Source organism: Agrobacterium sp. LAD9, assembly GCF_003031125.1.
Lineage (GTDB): Bacteria > Pseudomonadota > Alphaproteobacteria > Rhizobiales > Rhizobiaceae > Agrobacterium > Agrobacterium radiobacter.
Map to the genome: position 1 here is coordinate 1 of NZ_PHGS01000004.1, position 19,974 is coordinate 19,974.

At 60.0% G+C, this 19,974-nt stretch carries 21 protein-coding genes; 15 read left to right on the forward strand and 6 right to left on the reverse strand.

Features of this window, described 5'->3' with window-relative positions:
* The 11 genes from DA915_RS03825 to DA915_RS03880 form a co-directional block, all read left to right on the forward strand.
* A partial coding sequence (locus DA915_RS03825) for a cbb3-type cytochrome c oxidase subunit I (protein ID WP_107675200.1) occupies positions 1-1,114 on the forward strand: 1,114 nt, incomplete at its 5' end.
* Positions 1,115-1,506: 392 nt separating this feature from the next.
* Positions 1,507-2,460 carry a heme o synthase gene (gene cyoE, locus DA915_RS03835; protein ID WP_003509139.1) on the forward strand — a complete coding sequence of 318 codons (954 nt, stop codon included), beginning with the start codon at positions 1,507-1,509 and terminating at the stop codon, positions 2,458-2,460.
* Complete coding sequence (locus tag DA915_RS29375; RefSeq protein ID WP_003509137.1) at positions 2,460-2,591, forward strand: hypothetical protein; 132 nt, start codon at positions 2,460-2,462, stop codon at positions 2,589-2,591. Before cyoE ends, DA915_RS29375 begins: the two co-directional genes overlap by 1 nt.
* Positions 2,592-2,620: 29 nt before the next feature.
* Complete coding sequence (locus DA915_RS03845; protein ID WP_003509133.1) at positions 2,621-3,238, forward strand: cytochrome c oxidase assembly protein; 618 nt, start codon at positions 2,621-2,623, stop codon at positions 3,236-3,238.
* Positions 3,239-3,299: 61 nt separating this feature from the next.
* Positions 3,300-4,175, forward strand: a complete 876-nt coding sequence (locus DA915_RS03850) for a cytochrome c oxidase subunit 3 (RefSeq protein ID WP_003509131.1) — start codon at positions 3,300-3,302, stop codon at positions 4,173-4,175.
* 240 nt (positions 4,176-4,415) lie between these two features.
* On the forward strand, positions 4,416-4,802 hold the full coding sequence (locus DA915_RS03855; protein WP_003509129.1) for a DUF983 domain-containing protein: 387 nt from the start codon (positions 4,416-4,418) through the stop codon (positions 4,800-4,802).
* A gap of 10 nt (positions 4,803-4,812) precedes the next feature.
* Positions 4,813-5,547 carry an SURF1 family protein gene (locus DA915_RS03860; protein WP_035213439.1) on the forward strand — a complete coding sequence of 245 codons (735 nt, stop codon included), beginning with the start codon at positions 4,813-4,815 and terminating at the stop codon, positions 5,545-5,547.
* A gap of 75 nt (positions 5,548-5,622) precedes the next feature.
* Positions 5,623-6,669 (forward strand): 4-hydroxy-3-methylbut-2-enyl diphosphate reductase, encoded by a 1,047-nt coding sequence (gene ispH / locus DA915_RS03865; RefSeq protein WP_003509126.1) that lies wholly within the window; start codon positions 5,623-5,625, stop codon positions 6,667-6,669.
* Between the two features lie 89 nt (positions 6,670-6,758).
* A complete protein-coding gene (locus DA915_RS03870) occupies positions 6,759-7,727 on the forward strand; it encodes a homoserine kinase (RefSeq protein ID WP_060726395.1) in 969 nt (322 codons plus the stop codon).
* A complete protein-coding gene (gene rnhA / locus DA915_RS03875) occupies positions 7,724-8,164 on the forward strand; it encodes a ribonuclease HI (RefSeq protein WP_003509122.1) in 441 nt (146 codons plus the stop codon). Before DA915_RS03870 ends, rnhA begins: the two co-directional genes overlap by 4 nt.
* Before the next feature lie 145 nt (positions 8,165-8,309).
* Positions 8,310-8,618, forward strand: a complete 309-nt coding sequence (locus tag DA915_RS03880) for a Dabb family protein (RefSeq protein WP_003494265.1) — start codon at positions 8,310-8,312, stop codon at positions 8,616-8,618.
* 227 nt (positions 8,619-8,845) lie between these two features.
* Here the strand turns inward: DA915_RS03880 and DA915_RS03885 are convergent, their stop codons facing one another.
* Both DA915_RS03885 and DA915_RS03890 read right to left on the reverse strand, forming a co-directional pair.
* Positions 8,846-9,331 (reverse strand): peroxiredoxin, encoded by a 486-nt coding sequence (locus DA915_RS03885; RefSeq protein ID WP_003509120.1) that lies wholly within the window; start codon positions 9,329-9,331, stop codon positions 8,846-8,848.
* 98 nt (positions 9,332-9,429) lie between these two features.
* Positions 9,430-10,278, reverse strand: coding sequence for a protein-disulfide reductase DsbD domain-containing protein (locus DA915_RS03890; protein WP_003509118.1), 849 nt, complete (start codon positions 10,276-10,278; stop codon positions 9,430-9,432).
* Between the two features lie 161 nt (positions 10,279-10,439).
* Here DA915_RS03890 and DA915_RS03895 point away from each other — a divergent pair, with 161 nt between their 5' ends.
* The 3 genes from DA915_RS03895 to DA915_RS03905 all read left to right on the forward strand — a co-directional run bounded on the left by DA915_RS03895 (position 10,440) and on the right by DA915_RS03905 (position 12,618).
* Entirely contained in the window at positions 10,440-11,045 is a 606-nt protein-coding gene (locus DA915_RS03895; protein ID WP_004440387.1) for a YqgE/AlgH family protein, read from the forward strand.
* Between the two features lie 106 nt (positions 11,046-11,151).
* Positions 11,152-11,343 carry a CsbD family protein gene (locus tag DA915_RS03900; RefSeq protein WP_080825714.1) on the forward strand — a complete coding sequence of 64 codons (192 nt, stop codon included), beginning with the start codon at positions 11,152-11,154 and terminating at the stop codon, positions 11,341-11,343.
* 168 nt (positions 11,344-11,511) lie between these two features.
* The gene (locus DA915_RS03905; protein WP_107675201.1) at positions 11,512-12,618 is read left to right on the forward strand and encodes a putative zinc-binding metallopeptidase; all 1,107 of its coding nucleotides are present in this window, start codon (positions 11,512-11,514) and stop codon (positions 12,616-12,618) included.
* Between the two features lie 206 nt (positions 12,619-12,824).
* Here the strand turns inward: DA915_RS03905 and DA915_RS03910 are convergent, their stop codons facing one another.
* From DA915_RS03910 to thrC, 4 genes are all read right to left on the reverse strand, one after another.
* The gene (locus DA915_RS03910) at positions 12,825-15,740 is read right to left on the reverse strand and encodes an EAL domain-containing protein (RefSeq protein WP_020010620.1); all 2,916 of its coding nucleotides are present in this window, start codon (positions 15,738-15,740) and stop codon (positions 12,825-12,827) included.
* A complete protein-coding gene (locus tag DA915_RS03915) occupies positions 15,737-16,336 on the reverse strand; it encodes a GNAT family N-acetyltransferase (protein ID WP_003509108.1) in 600 nt (199 codons plus the stop codon). Before DA915_RS03915 ends, DA915_RS03910 begins: the two co-directional genes overlap by 4 nt.
* A gap of 93 nt (positions 16,337-16,429) precedes the next feature.
* Positions 16,430-17,728, reverse strand: a complete 1,299-nt coding sequence (locus DA915_RS03920; protein WP_003509107.1) for a pitrilysin family protein — start codon at positions 17,726-17,728, stop codon at positions 16,430-16,432.
* A gap of 21 nt (positions 17,729-17,749) precedes the next feature.
* The gene (gene thrC / locus DA915_RS03925; protein WP_107675202.1) at positions 17,750-19,147 is read right to left on the reverse strand and encodes a threonine synthase; all 1,398 of its coding nucleotides are present in this window, start codon (positions 19,145-19,147) and stop codon (positions 17,750-17,752) included.
* Positions 19,148-19,410: 263 nt separating this feature from the next.
* Here thrC and DA915_RS03930 point away from each other — a divergent pair, with 263 nt between their 5' ends.
* Positions 19,411-19,950, forward strand: coding sequence for a hypothetical protein (locus DA915_RS03930; RefSeq protein ID WP_003509103.1), 540 nt, complete (start codon positions 19,411-19,413; stop codon positions 19,948-19,950).
* The last annotated feature ends 24 nt before the right edge of the window (positions 19,951-19,974 follow it).

Sequence of the window (19,974 nt, forward strand, 5' to 3'; positions counted from 1 at the left end):
GGATCTTGCGATCTTCTCGCTGCACGTTGCCGGCGCATCCTCGATCCTCGGCGCGATCAACTTCATCACCACCATCCTGAACATGCGCGCTCCGGGCATGACGCTGCACAAGATGCCGCTGTTTGCCTGGTCGGTTCTGGTCACCGCATTCCTGCTGCTGCTTTCCCTGCCGGTTCTGGCGGGTGGCATCACCATGCTTCTGACCGATCGCAACTTCGGCACGGCATTCTTCTCGCCGGAAGGCGGCGGTGATCCGATCCTCTACCAGCACCTGTTCTGGTTCTTCGGTCACCCGGAAGTGTACATCCTGATCCTGCCCGGCTTCGGCATCATCAGCCACATCGTGTCCACCTTCTCCAAGAAGCCGGTCTTCGGTTATCTCGGCATGGCTTACGCCATGGTCGCCATCGGCGCCGTCGGCTTCATCGTCTGGGCCCACCACATGTATACGGTCGGCCTTTCGCTCGAAGCGCAGCGTTACTTCGTTTTCGCCACCATGGTCATCGCGGTGCCGACGGGTATCAAGATCTTCTCGTGGATCGCGACCATGTGGGGCGGTTCGCTGACCTTCTCGACCCCGATGGTCTGGGCGATCGGCTTCATCTTCCTGTTCACCGTCGGTGGCGTCACCGGCGTGCAGCTCGCCAATGCCGGTCTCGACCGTTCGCTGCACGACACCTATTACGTCGTCGCCCACTTCCACTACGTGCTGTCGCTCGGTGCGGTCTTCGCGATTTTCGCCGGCTGGTATTACTGGTTCCCGAAGATCACCGGCTACATGTACAGCGAGTTCATCGGCAAGCTGCATTTCTGGGTCATGTTCGTCGGCGTGAACCTGATCTTCTTCCCGCAGCACTTCCTTGGTCTCGCTGGCATGCCGCGCCGCTACATCGATTATCCCGATGCCTATGCCGGCTGGAACCTGGTGTCTTCTTACGGTTCCTATATCTCGGCCGTTGCCGTGGGTATCTTCCTCTTCGGCGTCTGGGAAGCCTTCGCCAAGAAGCGGATCGCCGGCAACAATCCCTGGGGTGAGGGTGCGACCACGCTCGAATGGCAGCTGTCTTCGCCGCCGCCTTACCACCAGTGGGAACAGCTGCCGCGCATTCGCTGATGCGCGGCCGGAAGGCGCGGGCAGGGCTCGCGAATTCCGGACGCTCAAAAACAAGGGACGGTGCGGCCTTGGCCAGCGCCGTTTCCTTGAGGCGGGAATGCCCGTTACTGCGTGACATTTTGTCCAAGCGAAGCATATCGTCCGACATGATACATGCCCCGGACGTGATAAATGCCAAGTCTGGCCTTTATGAATGAGCAGCGCAGACGAATGGCGGGATGGGCGCGGTCACAGGGCCGGGCAAATGGTATCGGTTCTTCCGGATGCCGCCCATGCCGGAACGTTCGGACCAATGAATTGACGCATCGCGCATGCCGGAAATCACATTCGTTTTTCGGGCCGGTGCAGGGGATGTCGCGACAGGCGGCGCCTGAAGGAAAACAGGACAGGAAATGAGCATTATCGACAATCGCGACATGCTGGGCGTGAAGGGCTCCGAACTTTCGGAAGCCGGCGCGCGCGATTATTTCGAGTTGCTGAAGCCGCGCGTCATGTCGCTCGTCGTCTTCACGGCCTTTGCGGGCCTCGTGCTGGCGCCGGGCGAAATCAACCCGGTGCTCGGCATCATCGCCATTCTCTGCATCGCTGTCGGCGCCGGCGCGTCCGGCGCGCTCAACATGTGGTATGATGCCGATATCGACGCCGTGATGAGCCGCACCGCAAAGCGGCCGATCCCGTCGGGCCGTATCGCGCCGCGCGAGGCCTTGGCCTTCGGTTTGACGCTGTCGGCCTTTTCGGTGGTCATTCTCGGTCTTGCGGTCAACTGGTTCTCGGCCGGCCTGCTTGCCTTCACCATCTTCTTTTACGCCGTCGTCTATACGATGTGGCTGAAGCGCTCGACGCCGCAGAACATCGTCATCGGCGGTGCCGCCGGCGCTTTCCCGCCCATGCTCGGCTGGGCCTGCGTCACCGGCGGCGTTTCGCTTGATAGCATCATCCTGTTCCTCATCATCTTCCTGTGGACACCGGCGCATTTCTGGGCGCTGGCGCTCTTCAAGATGCGTGATTACGGTGCCGTCGGCATTCCGATGATGCCGAATGTGGCGGGCGAACGCTCTACCAAGAACCAGATGATCGTTTATGCGGTGCTGACCGCGGCTGCGGCTGTTGCGCCTTATTTCACGGGTCTGGCGAGCGCCGGTTACGGCATTTTCGCAGCCGTGCTGAGCGCAATCTTCGTCTACTGTTCGTTCGATGTCCGGCGCATGCCTGAGGGCGACGAGAAAATGCTGCCGGCCAAGAAGATGTTCGCCTATTCGGTGCTTTATCTCTTCGCCATCTTCTCCGGCCTTCTGGCCGATCATTTCGCGCCGGCCCTCAAGGCCGTCATGTCGGGAGTCCTGTGATGGAAACGGTGGAACTGAGCGCGGCTCAGAAAAAATCGAGACGCGGGCGCAACATTGCGCTCGGCGTTTTGCTCGCCGGCCTGGTGGTGCTGTTCTACGTCATCACCATCATCAAGATCGGCTCGCACTGACGGGCTGATTGAGGGGAGAGGAGGAGGAGATGGCAAATATGGAAACGCAGACGGCAGCGACCGGCAGGCAGAAGGTGAGCAATCGCTCCATTCTCGTGCTCTGTCTGGTGTTTTTCTGCGCCATGATCGGCATGGCCTATGCCGCCGTACCGCTCTACACCCTGTTCTGCCGCGTCACCGGCTATAACGGCACGACCCAGCGCGTCGAGCAATATTCCGACGTCATTCTCGACAAGACCATCAACGTCACCTTCGACGCGAATACGTCGAACGGCCTCAACTGGGATTTCCAGCCGGTCGACAGGAAGGTCACGCCGAAGATCGGCGAAACGGTGCAGGTGACTTTCAAGGCGACGAACCGTTCACCCGTGGCGACCACGGGCACGGCGGTCTTCAACGTCACGCCGATGGAAGCAGGGGCCTATTTCAACAAGGTGGAATGTTTCTGCTTCACCGAAACGACGCTGCAGCCGGGTGAAACGCTGGAAATGCCGGTGGTATTTTTTGTCGATCCTGACATCGCCACGGCGCGCGAGACCAAGAGCATTCATACTTTAACGCTGTCCTACACGTTTTATCCGGCCAAAACCGAAAAACCGGTTGCGTCATTGCCGGTAAAGAATGAGTCTGGCGAAAGCAAATTGTGAGAGGAGATCTGGCCTTTTGCTTAAGGCCGGATCAGGGAAGAGATACCAGGGGATTGTCGCAATGGCAGATACGCATCAGAAGAACCACGATTACCACATCATCGATCCAAGCCCCTGGCCGCTTCTGGCCTCAATCGGCGCCTTCATCCTGACATTTGGCGGCGTCTGCTACATGCGTTACCTGTCGGGCGGCTCCTTCAAGCTGTTCGGTGCGGAACTCGCCAATCCCTGGCTGTTCTATATCGGTCTCGTTATCGTGCTCTACACCATGTATGCGTGGTGGGCGGATACGATCAAAGAAGCCAATGAGGGCAGCCACACCCGTGTCGTTTCGCTGCACCTGCGTTACGGCATGATCATGTTCATCGCCTCAGAAGTGATGTTCTTCGTCGCGTGGTTCTGGGCCTATTTCGATGCCAGCCTCTTCCCGCACGAGGCCATTCAGGCGTCCCGCCTCGAATATACCGGCGGGCAATGGCCGCCAAAGGGCATCGAGGTCATCGATCCCTGGCATCTGCCGCTCTACAACACCGTCATCCTGCTTCTGTCGGGCACCTGCGTCACCTGGGCCCACCATTCCCTGCTGCACAATGACCGCAAGGGCCTGATCACCGGTCTGGTGCTCACCGTCGCGCTCGGCATCCTGTTCTCCACCGTGCAGGTTTACGAATACATGCACGCGCCGTTCGACTTCAAGAATTCGATCTATGGCGCGACCTTCTTCATGGCCACCGGATTCCACGGTTTCCACGTCTTCGTCGGCACGGTCTTCCTGCTTGTCTGCCTGTTCCGCGCCATTGCCGGCGGTTTCACGCCCAAGCAGCATTTCGGTTTCGAAGCGGCCGCCTGGTACTGGCATTTCGTTGACGTCGTCTGGCTGTTCCTGTTCTTCGCCATCTATATCTGGGGTGGCTGGGGCGCGCCGGTGCACGGCTGATCGCACCGATAATGGAGGGGCGGCAATCGCCGCCCTGATGTCCAGGGCGAGCTTCCCGCACGCCCGGCGCCATTCTCGGGTTCGACCCGAGAATCCAGATTTGTGCTGTGCAAATCCTCGGGTCACGCCCGGGGATGACGGAGGAGGGAGCCTCCGTCGACACTTCACGGGCAGCGGTTGCTGCCCTCGTGCCTGAACCCTCTCCAGAGGGGTGGTTTGCAGGCGGAAGCGGGAGGTCATATGTCAGAACCCGGAAACGGCAATTTCGCGCCGGTAGATCCCATCAAGGTCGGGCTCAAAGGCTGCTGCCCGCGTTGCGGCAACGGCAGGCTGTTTGATGGTTTTCTGACCATAAAGCCCGCCTGCAGCGCCTGCGGGCTGGATTACGGTTTTGCCGATGCGGGCGATGGCCCGGCCGTCTTTGTCATGCTGATCGTCGGTTTTCTGGTCGTCGGGCTGGCGCTCTGGGTCGATCAGCGTTTTGCGCCGCCCGTCTGGGTGCATGTCATGCTGTGGTTGCCGTTTACGGTAATTGTCTCCCTGGTGCTGCTGCGCAAGCTGAAGGGGATCATGATTGCGCTGCAATACAAGAACAATGCAAGCGAAGGCAGGCTTGATCGTGAATGACGTTTCCCACATGAAGGCCGCGGAAAGGCGCGTCTGGTTCGCCGCGCCGCTGGTGCTGCTGGCGCTTGCCATCCTTCTCGGGCTTGGCACCTGGCAGGTGAAGCGACTCTACTGGAAAGAGGCGTTGATGGCCGATATCGAGGAGCGGCGTAGTGCAAATCCGGTGACGCTTGCCGATATCGAGGCGATCGCAAAAAGCGGCGGCGATATCGAATATCGCAGGGTCAGCCTTTCCGGCACCTTCGATCATGCCCATGAGCGACATTTCTTCGCCACCCATCAGGGCCGGACCGGTTATTACATCTATACGCCGCTGACGCTTGCGGACGGCCGCATTCTCTTCGTCAATCGCGGCTTCGTGCCTTTCGAGATGAAAGAGCCCGCCAAACGGCCCGACGGGCAGGTAACCGGCGAGGTGAAAATAACAGGGCTGGCGCGCGCGCCGCTCGTGGCAAAGCCATCATCGCTGCTGCCTGACAATGATATCGCCAAGAATATCTTCTACTGGAAAGATCTGGCGGTCATGGCTTCCAGCGCCGAAATTCCGTCCGAGCGGTTGGTCAATCTCTTCGTGGATGCCGATGCCACGCCCAATCCGGGTGGCTGGCCTGAAGGCGGCGTGACGCTGATAGATTTGCCCAACAATCACCTGCAATATGCGATAACGTGGTATGGCTTGGCGGCGGCCCTTGTCATCGTCGCCGGTTTTGCCTATTTCCGGAACGGCAAGGCGCAGGGTGAATAAAGCGCGCCGCGTCCGGTAGGGCAGTTTATCGGGCAAGACCACGGTGCTGGCCAAGGAGCTGGCCAAGGAGCTGGAATGAACATCGCCGTTTCCAAACCCCCTTTGACGATAAGGCTGTGCGGACCGCGCGGCTTTTGCGCGGGCGTGGACCGGGCGATCCAGATCGTTGTGCTGGCGCTGAAAGCCTATGGCGCGCCTGTCTATGTCCGCCACGAAATCGTTCATAACCGCTATGTGGTGGAGGGGCTGGAAGCCAAGGGTGCGGTCTTCGTCGAGGAGCTGCACGAAATCCCCACCGAGCATCGTGAGCAGCCGGTGGTTTTTTCCGCCCATGGCGTGCCGAAATCAGTACCTGAGGATGCGCAGGCTCGTAACCTGTTTTATCTCGATGCCACTTGCCCGCTGGTCTCCAAGGTCCACAAGCAGGCCATGCGCCACCAGCGGCTTGGCCGCCATGTGGTGCTGATCGGCCATGCCGGCCATCCCGAGGTCATCGGCACCATGGGCCAGCTTCCCGAAGGTACCGTCTCGCTGATCGAGACGGTGGAGGATGCCGGCCGTTACGAACCGCTGGACCGTGAAAATCTCGGCTTCGTCACTCAGACGACATTGTCGGTTGATGACACCGCCGGCGTTATCGCCAGGCTGCAGGAACGTTTCCCGGCCATTCAGGCGCCCGCAGCCGACAGCATCTGTTACGCAACCACCAATCGTCAGGATGCGGTGAAGCAGGCAGCCCCCGGCTGTGACCTGTTCATCGTTGTCGGTGCGCCCAATTCCTCCAATTCCAAGCGGCTGGTGGAAGTGGCGCTGCGCGCCGGCGCCAAGCGCTCCGTGCTGGTGCAGCGGGCCTCGGAAATCGACTGGGATGAAATCGGCGATATCAGCACCGTCGGCCTCTCGGCCGGTGCTTCCGCACCTGAGGTTATCGTCGACGAGATCATCGAGGCCTTCAAGGCGCGTTTCGACACCACGCTCGATCTTGCCGTAACGGTTGAGGAAACGGAACATTTCCTCGTCAATCGCGAGCTGCGCAGCATCGAGCTGACGACGGATGATATGGCCTTCGTCAACGGCAATGCCAGCAATGCGCTGCCGCCGAAAACCGCCGCCGGCATTTAAAGCTGGATGATGCTGCCTGTGAGCGGTTTCCGTCTCACAGGCGTCATCCATCGAGATTTCCACTCCGTCCTTCATCAAGAGATTTGAAATTGGCAGTTTATACTGATATCACCGAAGATGATCTGAGGAATTTCCTCACGCAGTACGACGTCGGCAGCCTCACCTCTTACAAGGGCATTGCCGAGGGCGTCGAAAACTCCAATTTCCTGCTGCATACCACCAAGGACCCGCTGATCCTGACGCTTTATGAAAAGCGCGTGGAGAAAAACGATCTGCCCTTCTTCCTCGGCCTCATGCAGCATCTGGCAGCCAAGGGCCTGTCCTGCCCCTTGCCGCTGCCGCGCAAGGATGGCGAATTGCTGGGAGAACTGTCTGGCCGGCCGGCGGCGCTGATTTCCTTCCTCGAAGGCATGTGGCTGAGAAAGCCGGAGGCGAAACATTGCCGGGAAGTCGGCAAGGCGCTCGCCGCCATGCATCTGGCCGGTGAAGGCTTCGAGATCAAGCGGCCGAATGCGCTCTCCGTCGAAGGCTGGAAGGTGCTTTGGGACAAGTCCGAAGCGCGCGCTGATGAGGTGGAGAAGGGCCTGAAAGACGAGATTCGCCCTGAGATCGATTATCTCGCCGCCCATTGGCCGAAAGATCTGCCGGCCGGCGTCATCCATGCCGATCTGTTTCAGGACAATGTGTTTTTCCTCGGCGACGAACTTTCCGGCCTGATCGACTTTTATTTCGCCTGCAATGACCTGCTCGCTTATGACGTGTCGATCTGCCTCAATGCCTGGTGCTTCGAAAAGGACGGCGCTTACAACGTCACCAAGGGCAAGGCGCTGCTGGAAGGCTACCAGTCGGTGCGTCCGCTGAGCGAAGCGGAGCTGGAAGCGCTGCCGCTTCTGGCGCGCGGTTCGGCGCTGCGTTTCTTCCTGACGCGCCTTTACGACTGGCTGACGACGCCCGAGGGCGCGCTGGTGGTGAAGAAGGACCCGCTGGAATATCTGCGCAAACTGCGGTTCCACCGTTCCATCGCCAATGTCGCCGAATACGGGCTGGCTGGCGAATGAAACATGTCGATATTTTCACCGATGGCGCCTGCTCCGGCAATCCCGGTCCGGGCGGCTGGGGCGCAGTGCTGCGCTATGGCGAGGTGGAGAAGGAACTCTCCGGCGGCGAGGCCGAGACCACCAATAACCGCATGGAATTGATGGGGGCGATTTCGGCGCTCAATGCGCTGAAGAGCCCCTGCGAGGTCGATCTTTATACCGACAGCGCCTATGTCAAGGACGGCATCACCAAGTGGATTTTCGGCTGGAAAAAGAAGGGCTGGAAGACGGCCGATAACAAGCCAGTCAAGAATGTCGAGCTGTGGCAGGCGCTGGAAGCGGCGCAGGAACGCCACAAGGTCACCCTGCACTGGGTCAAGGGCCATGCCGGTCATCCTGAAAACGAGCGCGCCGACGAACTGGCGCGAAAGGGCATGGAGCCCTTCAAACGGCGGTAATGGAAGCCTGCTCTATCTTGGGTCGGCGAAAATAGAGCCGACTTGATCTCGGGCCCCATTATCCGGGGTTGTGAAAACCGAAACCCGACCTATCTTGTCGTCAAGGGGGTGCTCCAGTGGCGCCCAACGGAGGAGAGAAATCCGGATGATCCTGCATTGTGTATTTTTACGCTTCAAGGCCGCAACGGCGTCTTCTGAAAAACAGGCAATATTCGAGGCGATCGCTGCCCTGAAGGATGTCATCCCCGGCATCATTGATGTGAAATACGGCCAGAATGTCTCGCCTGAGGGGCTGAATGGCGGTTTTGTCGACGGTTTCATCGTGACGCTGGAAAGCCCCGAAGCCCGCGACGACTATCTCGCCCATCCGCAGCACATGGAAGTGGGGGAGCGTCTCGTGTCGCTCACCGATGGCGGTCTCGCCGGGCTTCTGGTGTTCGATATGAATGTTTGAGAGGGCGGCGGAGCCGCCCTTTATTCTTCAATGCGAATGCCTGTCGTGAGATCGTATCACTAAGTGTGCCGTCACCCCGGACTTGATCCGGGGTCCAGTGCGATCAAGTCCTTGATCGCGAAAGACTCCTCTCACGGCGCAGACGCGCCGTGGCCGGATGCCGGATCAAGTCCGGCATGACGGAAAGTTGGAGCCTTTACATTTACAAGGAGAGACCAAGCTCGCCCTCAAAGCTGCTCGATCATCGCCGCAGCGGCAGAGACCGTTGCCTGACCGGGGTTCTCTTCAACGTTGAGCGACTTCACCACGCCGTCTTCCACCAGCATCGAATAACGCTTGGAGCGCACGCCAAGGCCGCCGCCGGACAGATCGGCATCGAGGCCGAGCGCCTTGGTGAAGGACGCATCCCAGTCGGCGAGGAAATGAATCTTGCCCTGACCGCCTGACGATTGCGCCCATGCGCCCATGACGTGCCAGTCATTGACGGCGACGACGGCGATATCGTCCACGCCCTTGGAAAGAATGGCGTCACGGTTTTCGAGATAACCCGGCAGGTGGTTCAGCGAGCAGGTGGGGGTGAAAGCGCCGGGAACGGCAAAGAGAACCACCTTCTTGCCGCCGAAAAGTGCGTCCGTGGTGGTTTCCACCGGGCCGTCGGCCGTCTTTTCCTTGAAGGTTGCGGAAGGCAGTTTTTCGCCGATCTTGATGGTCATGTCCGTGCTCCTGTAGTCGTTCGGTTCGCGCGACTATAGAGCACGGAAATGAAAGCTGTCATGCGGTTTTCGAGATAAATTCCGCCGCAAAACGCCGCTCACGGCTTCGGGAAATTCAGCATGGTCTCCATGGCCCGGTCGCCTGACTTGACCAGAATGGGCCAGCTGTTGCCCTGCACCTGATAGGTTTTCGGCAGGCCCTTGATGTTCATGTAGAAGGAGAGCTTGCGCTTGTCGCGCACCAGGTTCTGCGGCTCGTAATAGGCAAAACCGGAGGGACCCGCGATGAATATTTCGGTCTCCTTGGGTGCGTTTTCCGGAAGCTGCAGCTGCACGCCGAGCATGGTCTTGTCAGGCGTGATGTGGAAATCGATCACCTTGAAATCGTCGGAGGCCGCCTCGGGCAGCGTTTCGCGCGCCTCTTCGAGAAGACGGCGTTCCTCGCTGTCATCATCACCCGCATTGCCGCGGTCGATGGAAAACTTCGCTTCGAAGGGAATGCAGATATTCTGGCACACGCCGATAAAGGCGGTGAGGTCTATCTTCCCGCTTGCTGCCGGGTCGGCGGCTTTCAGCTGAAACGGAAGGCTGACGGCGTGGTCATAGCCGATATCGGTGATGTCGCCGTTTTCGATCAGCTTCGGAACCGGATAGGCCATGGTGGTAAGCGCCACGCCGCTTGCCGGATCGGGCGTTATCTGCGGCGGTATGCCTGCTTCGCCCGGTTCGCGCCAATAGGTGATCCAGCCGTCCTTCGGCTCGATCTGCAACACGCCGCGCACCACGCCGTCCGCATCCATGGCAAGGCTTGCCACGCGCATCAGGCCGCCCTCGCTTCTGGCCCAGTCGGTAATTTCGGCCTGGGCGGCTTGCATGCCGCCGAGGAGGGCGGCAAATGCGGCCGCGAGACGAAGATGTGAAAATCGAAAGAATATCCTGACGCTCATGCTTCCCGTCTAACCCAACATCGCCCGACGGACCAGTTACGAATTCGTGCGGTTCATCATTTTCGGTTGATTGATCGGGCGCGATGCCGCATCCTGTCCTCTGTCGAAGTGCGAACGCCGTTTTCCGTTGAGCGACGGAATTCGGTCTGCTGGAGGCGCCGGTGAGCTTTTCAACCCTGATGGACAAACGCGAACGTGGCTTTCTCGATGGCCAGTTCCTCATCGCGATGCCGGGGCTGGACGACGGCAATTTTGCCCGTGCGGTGATCTATATCTGCGCCCATTCGGATGCCGGGGCCATGGGCTTCATCATCAACCGGCCGCAGCAGATCACGTTTACGGATATTCTGCTGCATCTGAAGCTGGTGGACAGCAACGACGCCATCATGCTGCCCAACCGGACCCGCGAATTTCCGATCCAGTGCGGCGGCCCGGTGGAATCCGGCCGCGGTTTCGTGCTGCATTCGGATGACTATTTAAGCGAATCCAGCATTCCGGTCAGCGATGACATTTCGCTCACTGCAACGCTCGATATCGTCCGCGCCATTTCCAACGGCCGCGGCCCGCAAAGGGCGACCATGATGCTCGGTTATGCCGGCTGGGGTCCGGGCCAGCTGGAAAACGAGATCGCCAATAATGGCTGGCTGAATTGCCCCGCTGCAGAAGAGCTGATCTTCGACCGTGGGCTGGACAATAAATACGAGCGGGCGCTGGCCCTGATGGGCGTCGATGCGCGCATGCTCTCCACGGATGCCGGGCACGCCTGATCTCAACACAATTCCTGCCCCTTTCGGCTGGAACCAAATCCTGACCCCTGACGTTACCTACCCGGAAAGCCGGACAGACAGTACGGCTCAACTAGGGAGCAGTAATATGGGTAGCACATCTGACAAGATCGCCGGTAAAGCCAACGAAGTTGCTGGCAAGGTGAAGAAGAACGTCGGCGAAGCGACGGGCAATAATGAATTGCGCGCCAAGGGTGCGGCCCAGGAAACCAAGGGCAAGGTTCAGACCTCCGTCGGCAAGGCGAAGGATGCCGTCAAGGGCGCTGTAGACCGCATGTAATCCTGCATGAAACATTGCGCCTCTTCCACGATACGGCGCATGGAGCGCATGTGTTATCGCACATGCGCTCTTGTCATGTGAGGGCCATGACGACCCGGCTGTTACGCCTGCGCCTTCACATTTTATCTCTGCTTTTCTTTCACCCGTCCCATCGCAAGGGTTTCATCCATGAAGCTTTTTTCCTGCGCATCCTGCGGCCAGCCTGTCCATTTCGACAATCGCTTCTGCGTCTCCTGCGGCCATCGCCTGGCTTTCGTGCCGGAACGGCTTTCCATGGAAGCGCTGGCGCCTGCGGGTGAACCGAACTGGCAGATCGTGGCCGAGCCGGAAAAGCAGGTGCGGTTTTGCGCCAATGAGGTGAATGATATCTGCAACTGGTCTGTGCCGGCGGAAAGCGCCAATGCCTTTTGCCCGGCCTGCAGCCACAATCGCCTGGTGCCTGATATGGCGACAGAGCAGGGGATTGAACAATGGCACCGCATCAGCCAGGCGCAGCGGCATCTGTTTTATTCGATCCTGCGGCTTGGCCTGCCGCATCCCAATCGTGACGCTGACCCCGCCGGCGGTCTTGTCTTCGACTTTCTGGTGGATGAGGTGGCCCCTGACGGTTCCATCATCCCCGCGATGACAGGTCACGATGAGGGCCTGATCGCCATCCGCGCGGCCGAGGCCGACGATGCGACTCGCGAACAGGTGCGCGCCAATATGAATGAGCCATACCGCACCATGCTTGGCCATTTCCGCCACGAGGTCGGGCACTTCATCTGGAACAAGCTGGTGCGGGACGAGAACCGGCTGGAGGCCTGCCGCGCCGTCTTCGGTGACGAGCGCGGGGATTATGGCACCGCCCTGCAACGCAATTACGATGGCGGGCCGCGCCCCGACTGGCAGGAAAATTTCATCAGCTCCTATGCCTCGGTCCACCCCTGGGAGGATTTCGCCGAATGCTTCGCCCATTATCTGCATATCGTCGATACACTGGAGACGGCCCGTGCCTTCGGCGTGGCGATCGATCCTGACGGGCATGAGGAAATGGCGGCGGAGGTGACGTTCGATCCCTACAAGGCCCGCAGCGCCGCGCAGCTGGTGAAAGCCTGGATACCGCTCAGCGTCGCCATCAATTCCATCCAGCGCAGCATGGGGGAGGCGGACCTTTATCCCTTCGTGCTGACGCCGCCGGTGGTGGCGAAGATGGAGTTCATTCACGACCTCCTACATGGGAGGGTGGCCGCGGATGCGCCAACGCCGGTGCAGCAGGGTGCGATGGTTCAGTGAATGCTCGACAAGTGAGGAGTAACAGTCAGAAAACGCGCCGTTTCCTCCTCCCGTCATGCCGACTTGATCCGGTATCCAGTCAGCCCAAGTCCTTGGGCTGAAAGGGTCTTTCCGCCACACAGACGCGTGCCGGCTGGATTCCGGCTCAAGGCCGGAATGACGGAAGTGGTAGGGCGATGTCTCCATTCCCTACGCTCCAATATCCCTTACGAAGCCCGCTTCGTCGGCTGGAACCGCTCCCGCAGAAGCTTCAGCGCCGCATCGCCGGAGACCGGTGTGCCGAACAGGAAGCTCTGGCCGAAATGGCAGTTCATGCGGGCCAGTTCGGCCGCATCTTCAGGCGTTTCGATGCCTTCCGCCACCACCTGCATGTCGAGTGCGCGCGCCATGGCGATGACGGAGCGCAGCAGAACGTTGCGCTTGTCGCTGGTATTGGCCACCAGCGCCTTGTCGAGCTTGATCGTGTCGAAGGGGAAGCGGGTGAGATAGGCGAGGGACGAATAGCCGGTGCCGAAATCATCCATGGCGAGGCTGAGGCCGGTTTCCTTGAGCTTGGAAAGCACCAGCCGCGCCTGTTCCGGGTTTTCCATGACGACCGATTCCGTCAGCTCCAGCTTCAGCTGCTGCGGATTGCAGCGCGTGCGGGTCAGCATGCCGCGCACGTCGTTGTACAATTCGTTGTTCAGCAATTGCGCGCTGGAAATATTGACGGAGATGAAGATCGGCATCTTCTCGATGGCGTGCTGCCAGTCCATCAGATCGGTCGCAGCCCGTTCCAGGGCGAACATGCCGAGAGGCTCGATCAGGCCGGAGGCCTCCGCAATCGGAATGAATTCGCTCGGAGGGATATTGCCGCGCTTGGGGTGCTCCCATCGCATCAGCGCCTCAAAACCGGCCAGCTCGCCATCGTCAAGCTTGACGATCGGCTGGTAGGCCAGCGACAGCTCCTTGCGCTCGATGGCGCGGCGAAGATCGCTTTCCATCTGCAGGCGGTCGGTGCCCGAGGTGCGGAAGGCGGGGCGGAACGGCTCGACGCGGTTGCCGCCAGCCCGCTTGGCGCGATACATGGCGAGTTCCGCATCGCTGAGCAGTCCGGCCGCACTTTCCTGCTGGTCGATCCACGAAACGAGGCCGATCGAGGCGGTGAGGATGATTTCGCGATTGGCGAAATTGATCGGCACCATGATCGCCTTGTTCACCGCATCGGCGAAATCTGCCACACGTTGCGGATCGCGCTCGGAGGTGAGGATCAGGCCGAATTCATCACCACCGAGACGCGCCAGGGTATCCTGCGGTTTCAAGAGGCGGCGCAGACGCCGTGTCAGTGCGATGAGGATATTATCACCCGCGGCAATGCCGAGCGTATCGTTGACCAGCTTGTAACGGTCGATATCGATCGCCATCACGGTCGGGCGCACGCCCTCGCTGTCGGGCGACAGGTTGAGGATCGATTGCAGGCGGTCGAGGAAAACCTGCCGGTTCGGAAGCCCGGTCAGATTGTCGTTCATCGCATCCTGCAGCAACCGTTCCACCGAATTCTTCTGCTCGGTAATATCGGTGATGGTGCCGACGCAGCGGATGATTTCGCCGTTGGAGCCGAGAACCGGACGGGCGCGAATTTGCAGCCAGTGGAAATGCCCGTCTTCGGCGCGAATGCGGAATTCGTGGTTGAGGCGGCCCTTGCGATGGTCGAGCAGCACGTCGAGCGTCGCCTTGAACCGGTCGCGATCGTCAGGATGCAGGCGCGGCAGCCAGTTGCGCGCAGCGCCATGCATGGCGCCGGGTTCCAGCCCCAGCCGGTTGGAAATATCGGGCGTGGTGACGATGCGGTCGCGCGTTACATCCCAATCCCAGACCGTGTCACCGCTGCCCGTCAGCGCCAGCGATTGACGCTCGAGGTCGGAGAACAGGCCCTGCTGATAGGCGCTGCCGGCGAAGGCGTGCTGGATGACGGTAAAGCCGATCAGAAGCACGATCAGCACCAGCCCGCCGCCGAGTGCGGGCTGCACGATGTCGTTGTCCAGCTGCCCCGTCACCGTCAGCCAGCTGCCGAACAGCCAGACGAGGATGAGCGCCCAGGAGGGAACGAGCAGGATCGCCCGGTCGTAACGGTTGAAACCGAGATAGATGATGAGCGCGATGCCGGCCGTTGCGGTGAGCGCGAAGGACACGCGCGCGATGCCTGATGCGACCGACGGATCATAGATCGCCACGCCGAACAGCAGCGCCAGACCTACCACCCAGGCAAAGGTCGCATAACCCAGATGCGCATGCCAGCGATTGAGATTGAGATAGGTGAACAGGAAGACCACGAAGCTGGAGGCGAGCGCCACTTCCGCGCCCGCCCTCCATATTCGCTGATCGCTTGAGGTGACGGTTATGAGCTTTTCAAGGAAGCCGAAATCGACGCAGATATAGGCAAGCACCGCCCAGGCGAGTGCGGCCGAGGCCGGCAGGACGGAGGTTCCCTTGACCACGAAGAGAATGGTCAGAAGCACGGCCAGCAGGCCGGCAATGCCGAGCACGATGCCGCGATAGAGCGTAAACGCGTTGATCGTGTCCTTGTAGGCCTCCGGCTCCCACAGATAAAGCTGCGGCAGCTGCGGCGTGGAAAGCTCGGCGACGAAGGTGATGACGGAGCCGGGGTTGAGCGTGATGCGGAAGACGTCGGCATCCGGGCTCGGCTGCCGGTCAAGCGCGAAGCCTTCACTCGGCGTAATCGCCATGATGCGCTGCGAGCCGAGATCGGGCCAGAACAGCTTGGAATTGACGAGGCGGAAATGCGGCGCGACGATCACGCGCTCCAGCTGCTCTTCGGAGACATTGGCGAGCGCAAAGACCGCCCAGTCGCCCTGATGATCGGTGGAACTGGCGCGCACCTCGATACGGCGGCGGATGCCGTCGGGGCCCGGCGCGGTCGAGACCTGAAAGGCTTCGCCCTGATTGGCGTAGATATCGGTGGTGGCCGTCAGGTCGAGCGCCGTGTCGTCACGGGAAATCTTTACCGGCTCAAAAGCAAAGGAATGGGAAGCAAAAAGCAGGAACAGCAGGAAAAACGGCGCAGCCAGCGCGATTGCCGCCAGACGTTTCGCAAGGCACGGCGCAGAGTGATTGTAGGTCATGTATCGTACTTCGTTCCGCCGGAGCTTTGCTTGTCGGCAAGAAGGGAAAACATCATATGATCCCGCCATTGGCCATTGATTTTCAGATATTCCCGCAAGAGACCTTCCCGCTGGAACCCGGCGTTTTCGAGAAGCCGGATGCTTTTGAAGTTTTCCGGAATACAGGCTGCCTCGATACGGTGCAACTGAAGTCCGTTAAAGATGTATGGTATTACCAATTTTAATGCGGCAGACATATGGCCTTGCGCGGCGTGGCGCTCGCCGATCCAGTATCCGATCATGCAGCTTTGCGCCGCACCCCGGCGGATGTATCCGATGGTGATACCGCCCACCAGCAGCGTCTCTTTTTCAAACAGCAGGAAGGAGACGGCGGTGCCGGAGGAAAACTCCTGGCCATTGCGCACCACGCGCATGCGGAAGGCGCCCTCCGTCAGTTCGTCCGGGCGCCAGGTCGGCTCCCAGGGCTGAAGAAACTGTCGGCTTTCCGAACGCAGCACATGCCATTGCTTGAAATCGCCGTAGCGCGGCAGTCTGAGAAGGTGATTGGCGCTGCGCAGTTCGGGCGTGTCGCTATGTCGGGAAAGAAAACGCAGCATTCACGATCCCTGTGCGGCAGACATCGCCATCCGCAAGCGGGATGGCGAAAAAGGTGAGCGGACTTCGCCTTTAAATCCCGCCCTCATATCGGTTTATCCGTTCGCCTTTATCCTTGCGGGCTGCTGCGCGGAAAGCGCGGCAGTGATGTCGGAAAGAGGCGGCAGATGTTCGAGCGGGCCAATCGCAGACAATGTCGGAACTGTATCGAAAAACAGCCGTCCTGCAAGATCGGTCAGGCGCGCGCGGGTGATATCGCCCAGCCGTTCCATCATCTCCTCATTGGGGATGGGCCGGCCGTAAAGCATCATCTGCCGGGCGATCTGTCCGGCGCGGGCGGCCGGGCTTTCCTGGCCCATCAGCAATTGGGCGCGGATCTGCGCGCGAGCACGGTCGATTTCCTCCTGATGGATGACCTGCGAGGACTTGCGCAGCTCCTCGACAATGACGGGCACCAGTTCCGGCAGGTCGTTGCCGCCAGTGGCCGCATGCACGCCGAAGATGCCGGTATCGGAAAAACCCCAGTGAAAGGCGTAGACCGAATAGCACAGGCCGCGATATTCGCGCACTTCCTGGAACAGGCGGGAAGACATGCCGCCGCCCAGGATATTGGCGAGGATCTGCGAGCAATAGAAGTCGCGGGCGTGATAGGCCTTGCCCTCGAAGCCGAGAAGCACCTGCGCGTCCATGAGGTCGCGGGTCTCGCGGATTTCGCCGCCGGTATAGATTGCCTTTTCCATGACCGGTGTTGCCACCGGCAGCTGCGGCAGTGAGGCGAAACGTTCTTCCACCTGCTTCACGAAGCTTTCGTGGTCGACAGCACCGGCCGCCACGACAAAAATGCGATCCGTCGTGTAGTTGCGGGCGAGATAATGCCTGATCTGGCCTGTCGTGAAGGATTGAACGGTTTCCGGCGTGCCGAGGATCGGGCGGCCGATGGTCTGGTCGCGATAGGCGACACCGGAGAAATTGTCGAAGATCACGTCGTCGGGCGTATCGGTGGCTGCACCGATCTCCTGCAGGATGACGTTTTTCTCCCGCTCCAGCTCTTCTTCGTCGAACAGCGATTCCGTCAGGATGTCGGCAAGGATATCGACGGCGAGGGGGACGTGGTCTTTCAGGACGCGGGCGTAGTAGGAGGTTGTTTCCGTCGATGTCGCGGCGTTGACTTCACCGCCGACATTTTCGATCTCTTCGGCGATCTGGCGGGCGGTGCGGCGTGCCGTACCCTTGAAAGCCATATGTTCGAGAAGATGGGCGATGCCGTGTTCGGCAGTCGTCTCGTTGCGGGATCCGGATTTGATCCACACCCCAAGAGCAACGCTTTCGAGATGCGGCATTTTTTCCGTGACAACGGTCAACCCGGACGAAAGCCGGGTCACATTAACTCTCATACTCAACGTCTTTCCGCGTCTCTATTTGCCGGCGCGTGCATGGCTGCCGATGAAGGTTTCCACGGCTTTCAGCTCTGCATCCAGAATGTCGAAACGCTCCTCCCGGTTCATAATGTCAGCTAACCATACTGGAAGCGCAGGCTCGATTGCGCAAGCGGATTTTACAGCGGCCGGGAATTTAGCCGGGTGAGCGGTCGACAGGACAACCATCGGGCTTCCCGCTTTTTCGTGCTTTTCCGCCACGAAAACACCGGTCGCCGTATGCGGATCGATGAGGTAGCCGGTTTTCTCAAGCGTGTCGCGGATCGTTGCCGCCACCTGCTTTTCGGTGGCGCGGCCGGCGCGGAAATCCTTCTTGATGAATTTCAGCGCATGCGGCGGAATTTCAAATGCGCCGGACTGTTTGAGCCCGTCCATCGATGCCTTCACCGCGGCGGAATCACGGCCATAGGCTTCAAACAGCAGCCGCTCGAAATTCGAGGAAATCTGGATGTCCATCGAAGGCGAGGTGGTGGGCTTGACGCCGCGCATCTCGTAACGGCCGGTCTTCAGCGTGCGCGCCAGAATGTCGTTGTCATTGGTGGCGATGACAAGCTTGTCGATCGGCAGACCCATCTTCTTGGCGACGTAACCCGCGAAAATATCACCGAAATTGCCTGTTGGGACGGTGAAGGAAACCTTCCTGTCGGGACCGCCGAGCGAAAGCGACGCGGTGAAGTAATAAACCACCTGCGCCATGATGCGCGCCCAGTTGATGGAATTGACGCCGGAAAGCTTCACGCCGTCACGGAACTTCACGTCGTTGAACATTTCTTTGACCAGCGTCTGGCAATCGTCGAAATTGCCATTGATCGCCAGCGCATGCACGTTGGACGCGGTGGAGGTCGTCATCTGGCGCTGCTGCACCGGGGAGACCTTGCCGTTCGGGAAAAGGATGAAAATGTCGGTGCGCTCACGCCCGGCAAAGGCGTCGATTGCCGCACCGCCCGTGTCGCCGGATGTGGCGCCGACAATGGTGGCGCGCTCGCCGCGTTCGGAAAGCGTGTAATCCATCAGGCGGGCGAGAAGCTGCATCGCCACATCCTTGAAGGCGAGCGTGGTGCCGTGGAAAAGCTCCAGCACGAAGGTGTTCGGGCCGGTCTGCGTCAGCGGCACGACGGCCGGATGGCGGAAGGTCGCATAGGCGTCGTCGATCATCGCCTTGAACTTGTCGGCCGGAATTTCGCCGCCGGTGAAACGGTAGAGAACCTCGAAGGCGACATCCTGATAGGACTTGCCGCGCAGGCTGCGGATTTCCTTCTTCGACATGGAAGGCCATTTGCGCGGAACATAAAGCCCGCCGTCACGGCCAAGACCCGCCAGAAGCGCGTCGCAAAAACCAAGCGAAGGGGCCGCACCCCTGGTCGATACATATTCCACGAGATAGTCCCTTATCCGTTACCGATTGATCGGCATCTTTTCCGCAGCGTCTTACCGGAATGAGGCGGTTGGGCAGCTAATGAAGGGCTTTTTTGAAAATTCAAGCAAAACCGAACATGCCAATCGATTTTTTCCGGCGTCGCTGCTATAGACCATCGCCAACCTGCGTGAAAGGTCAATAAACAGCGTCTCCGGTTCTGTTCCGGGACAATGGAGAGGGAATTAGAAGAGTGTCAGGGAATTTCTTGCGTTTGTCCGCCGCGATGTCGCTTCTCGCCGTTGTTGCAGGATGCAATTCCTCCAACCCGTCGGACTCGCTTGCCGTCAACCCGCCGGCCGCGCAGGCCAATGCGGTCACCCCGGTGGTGCAGGCCAACTGCCCGACGGTCACGGTTCTAGACGCCAACGCCGTGCACCGCGTCTATGCCGGCGGCGCCAAGGATGATCCGCAGAAACTCGCCTATCAGGTCTCGCTGTCAGACACGACGCGCTCCTGCACCGCCAATGAGTCGACGCTGACGGTGAACGTGCTGGCCCAGGGCCGCCTGGTTCCCGGCCCGATGGCCAAGCCCGGTCGCGTCACCGTGCCGATCCGCGTGACGGTGAAGGACGGCGACGGCGAGATTTTCGGCGAAACGACCAACTTCGCCATCGATCTGCCCGCAGGCGGGGCCGGCACCCAGTTCATCTTCAACAACGACCATGTCGCCATCCCCAACGGACCGGGCGGCGCGCCGCGGTCTGTCAGCGTTTACATCGGCTTTGCCGAGCAGGGCGCGAAGGCCAAGACCAAGCGCCGGTGATTTCGCCCGGTTGAATGTAAAGCC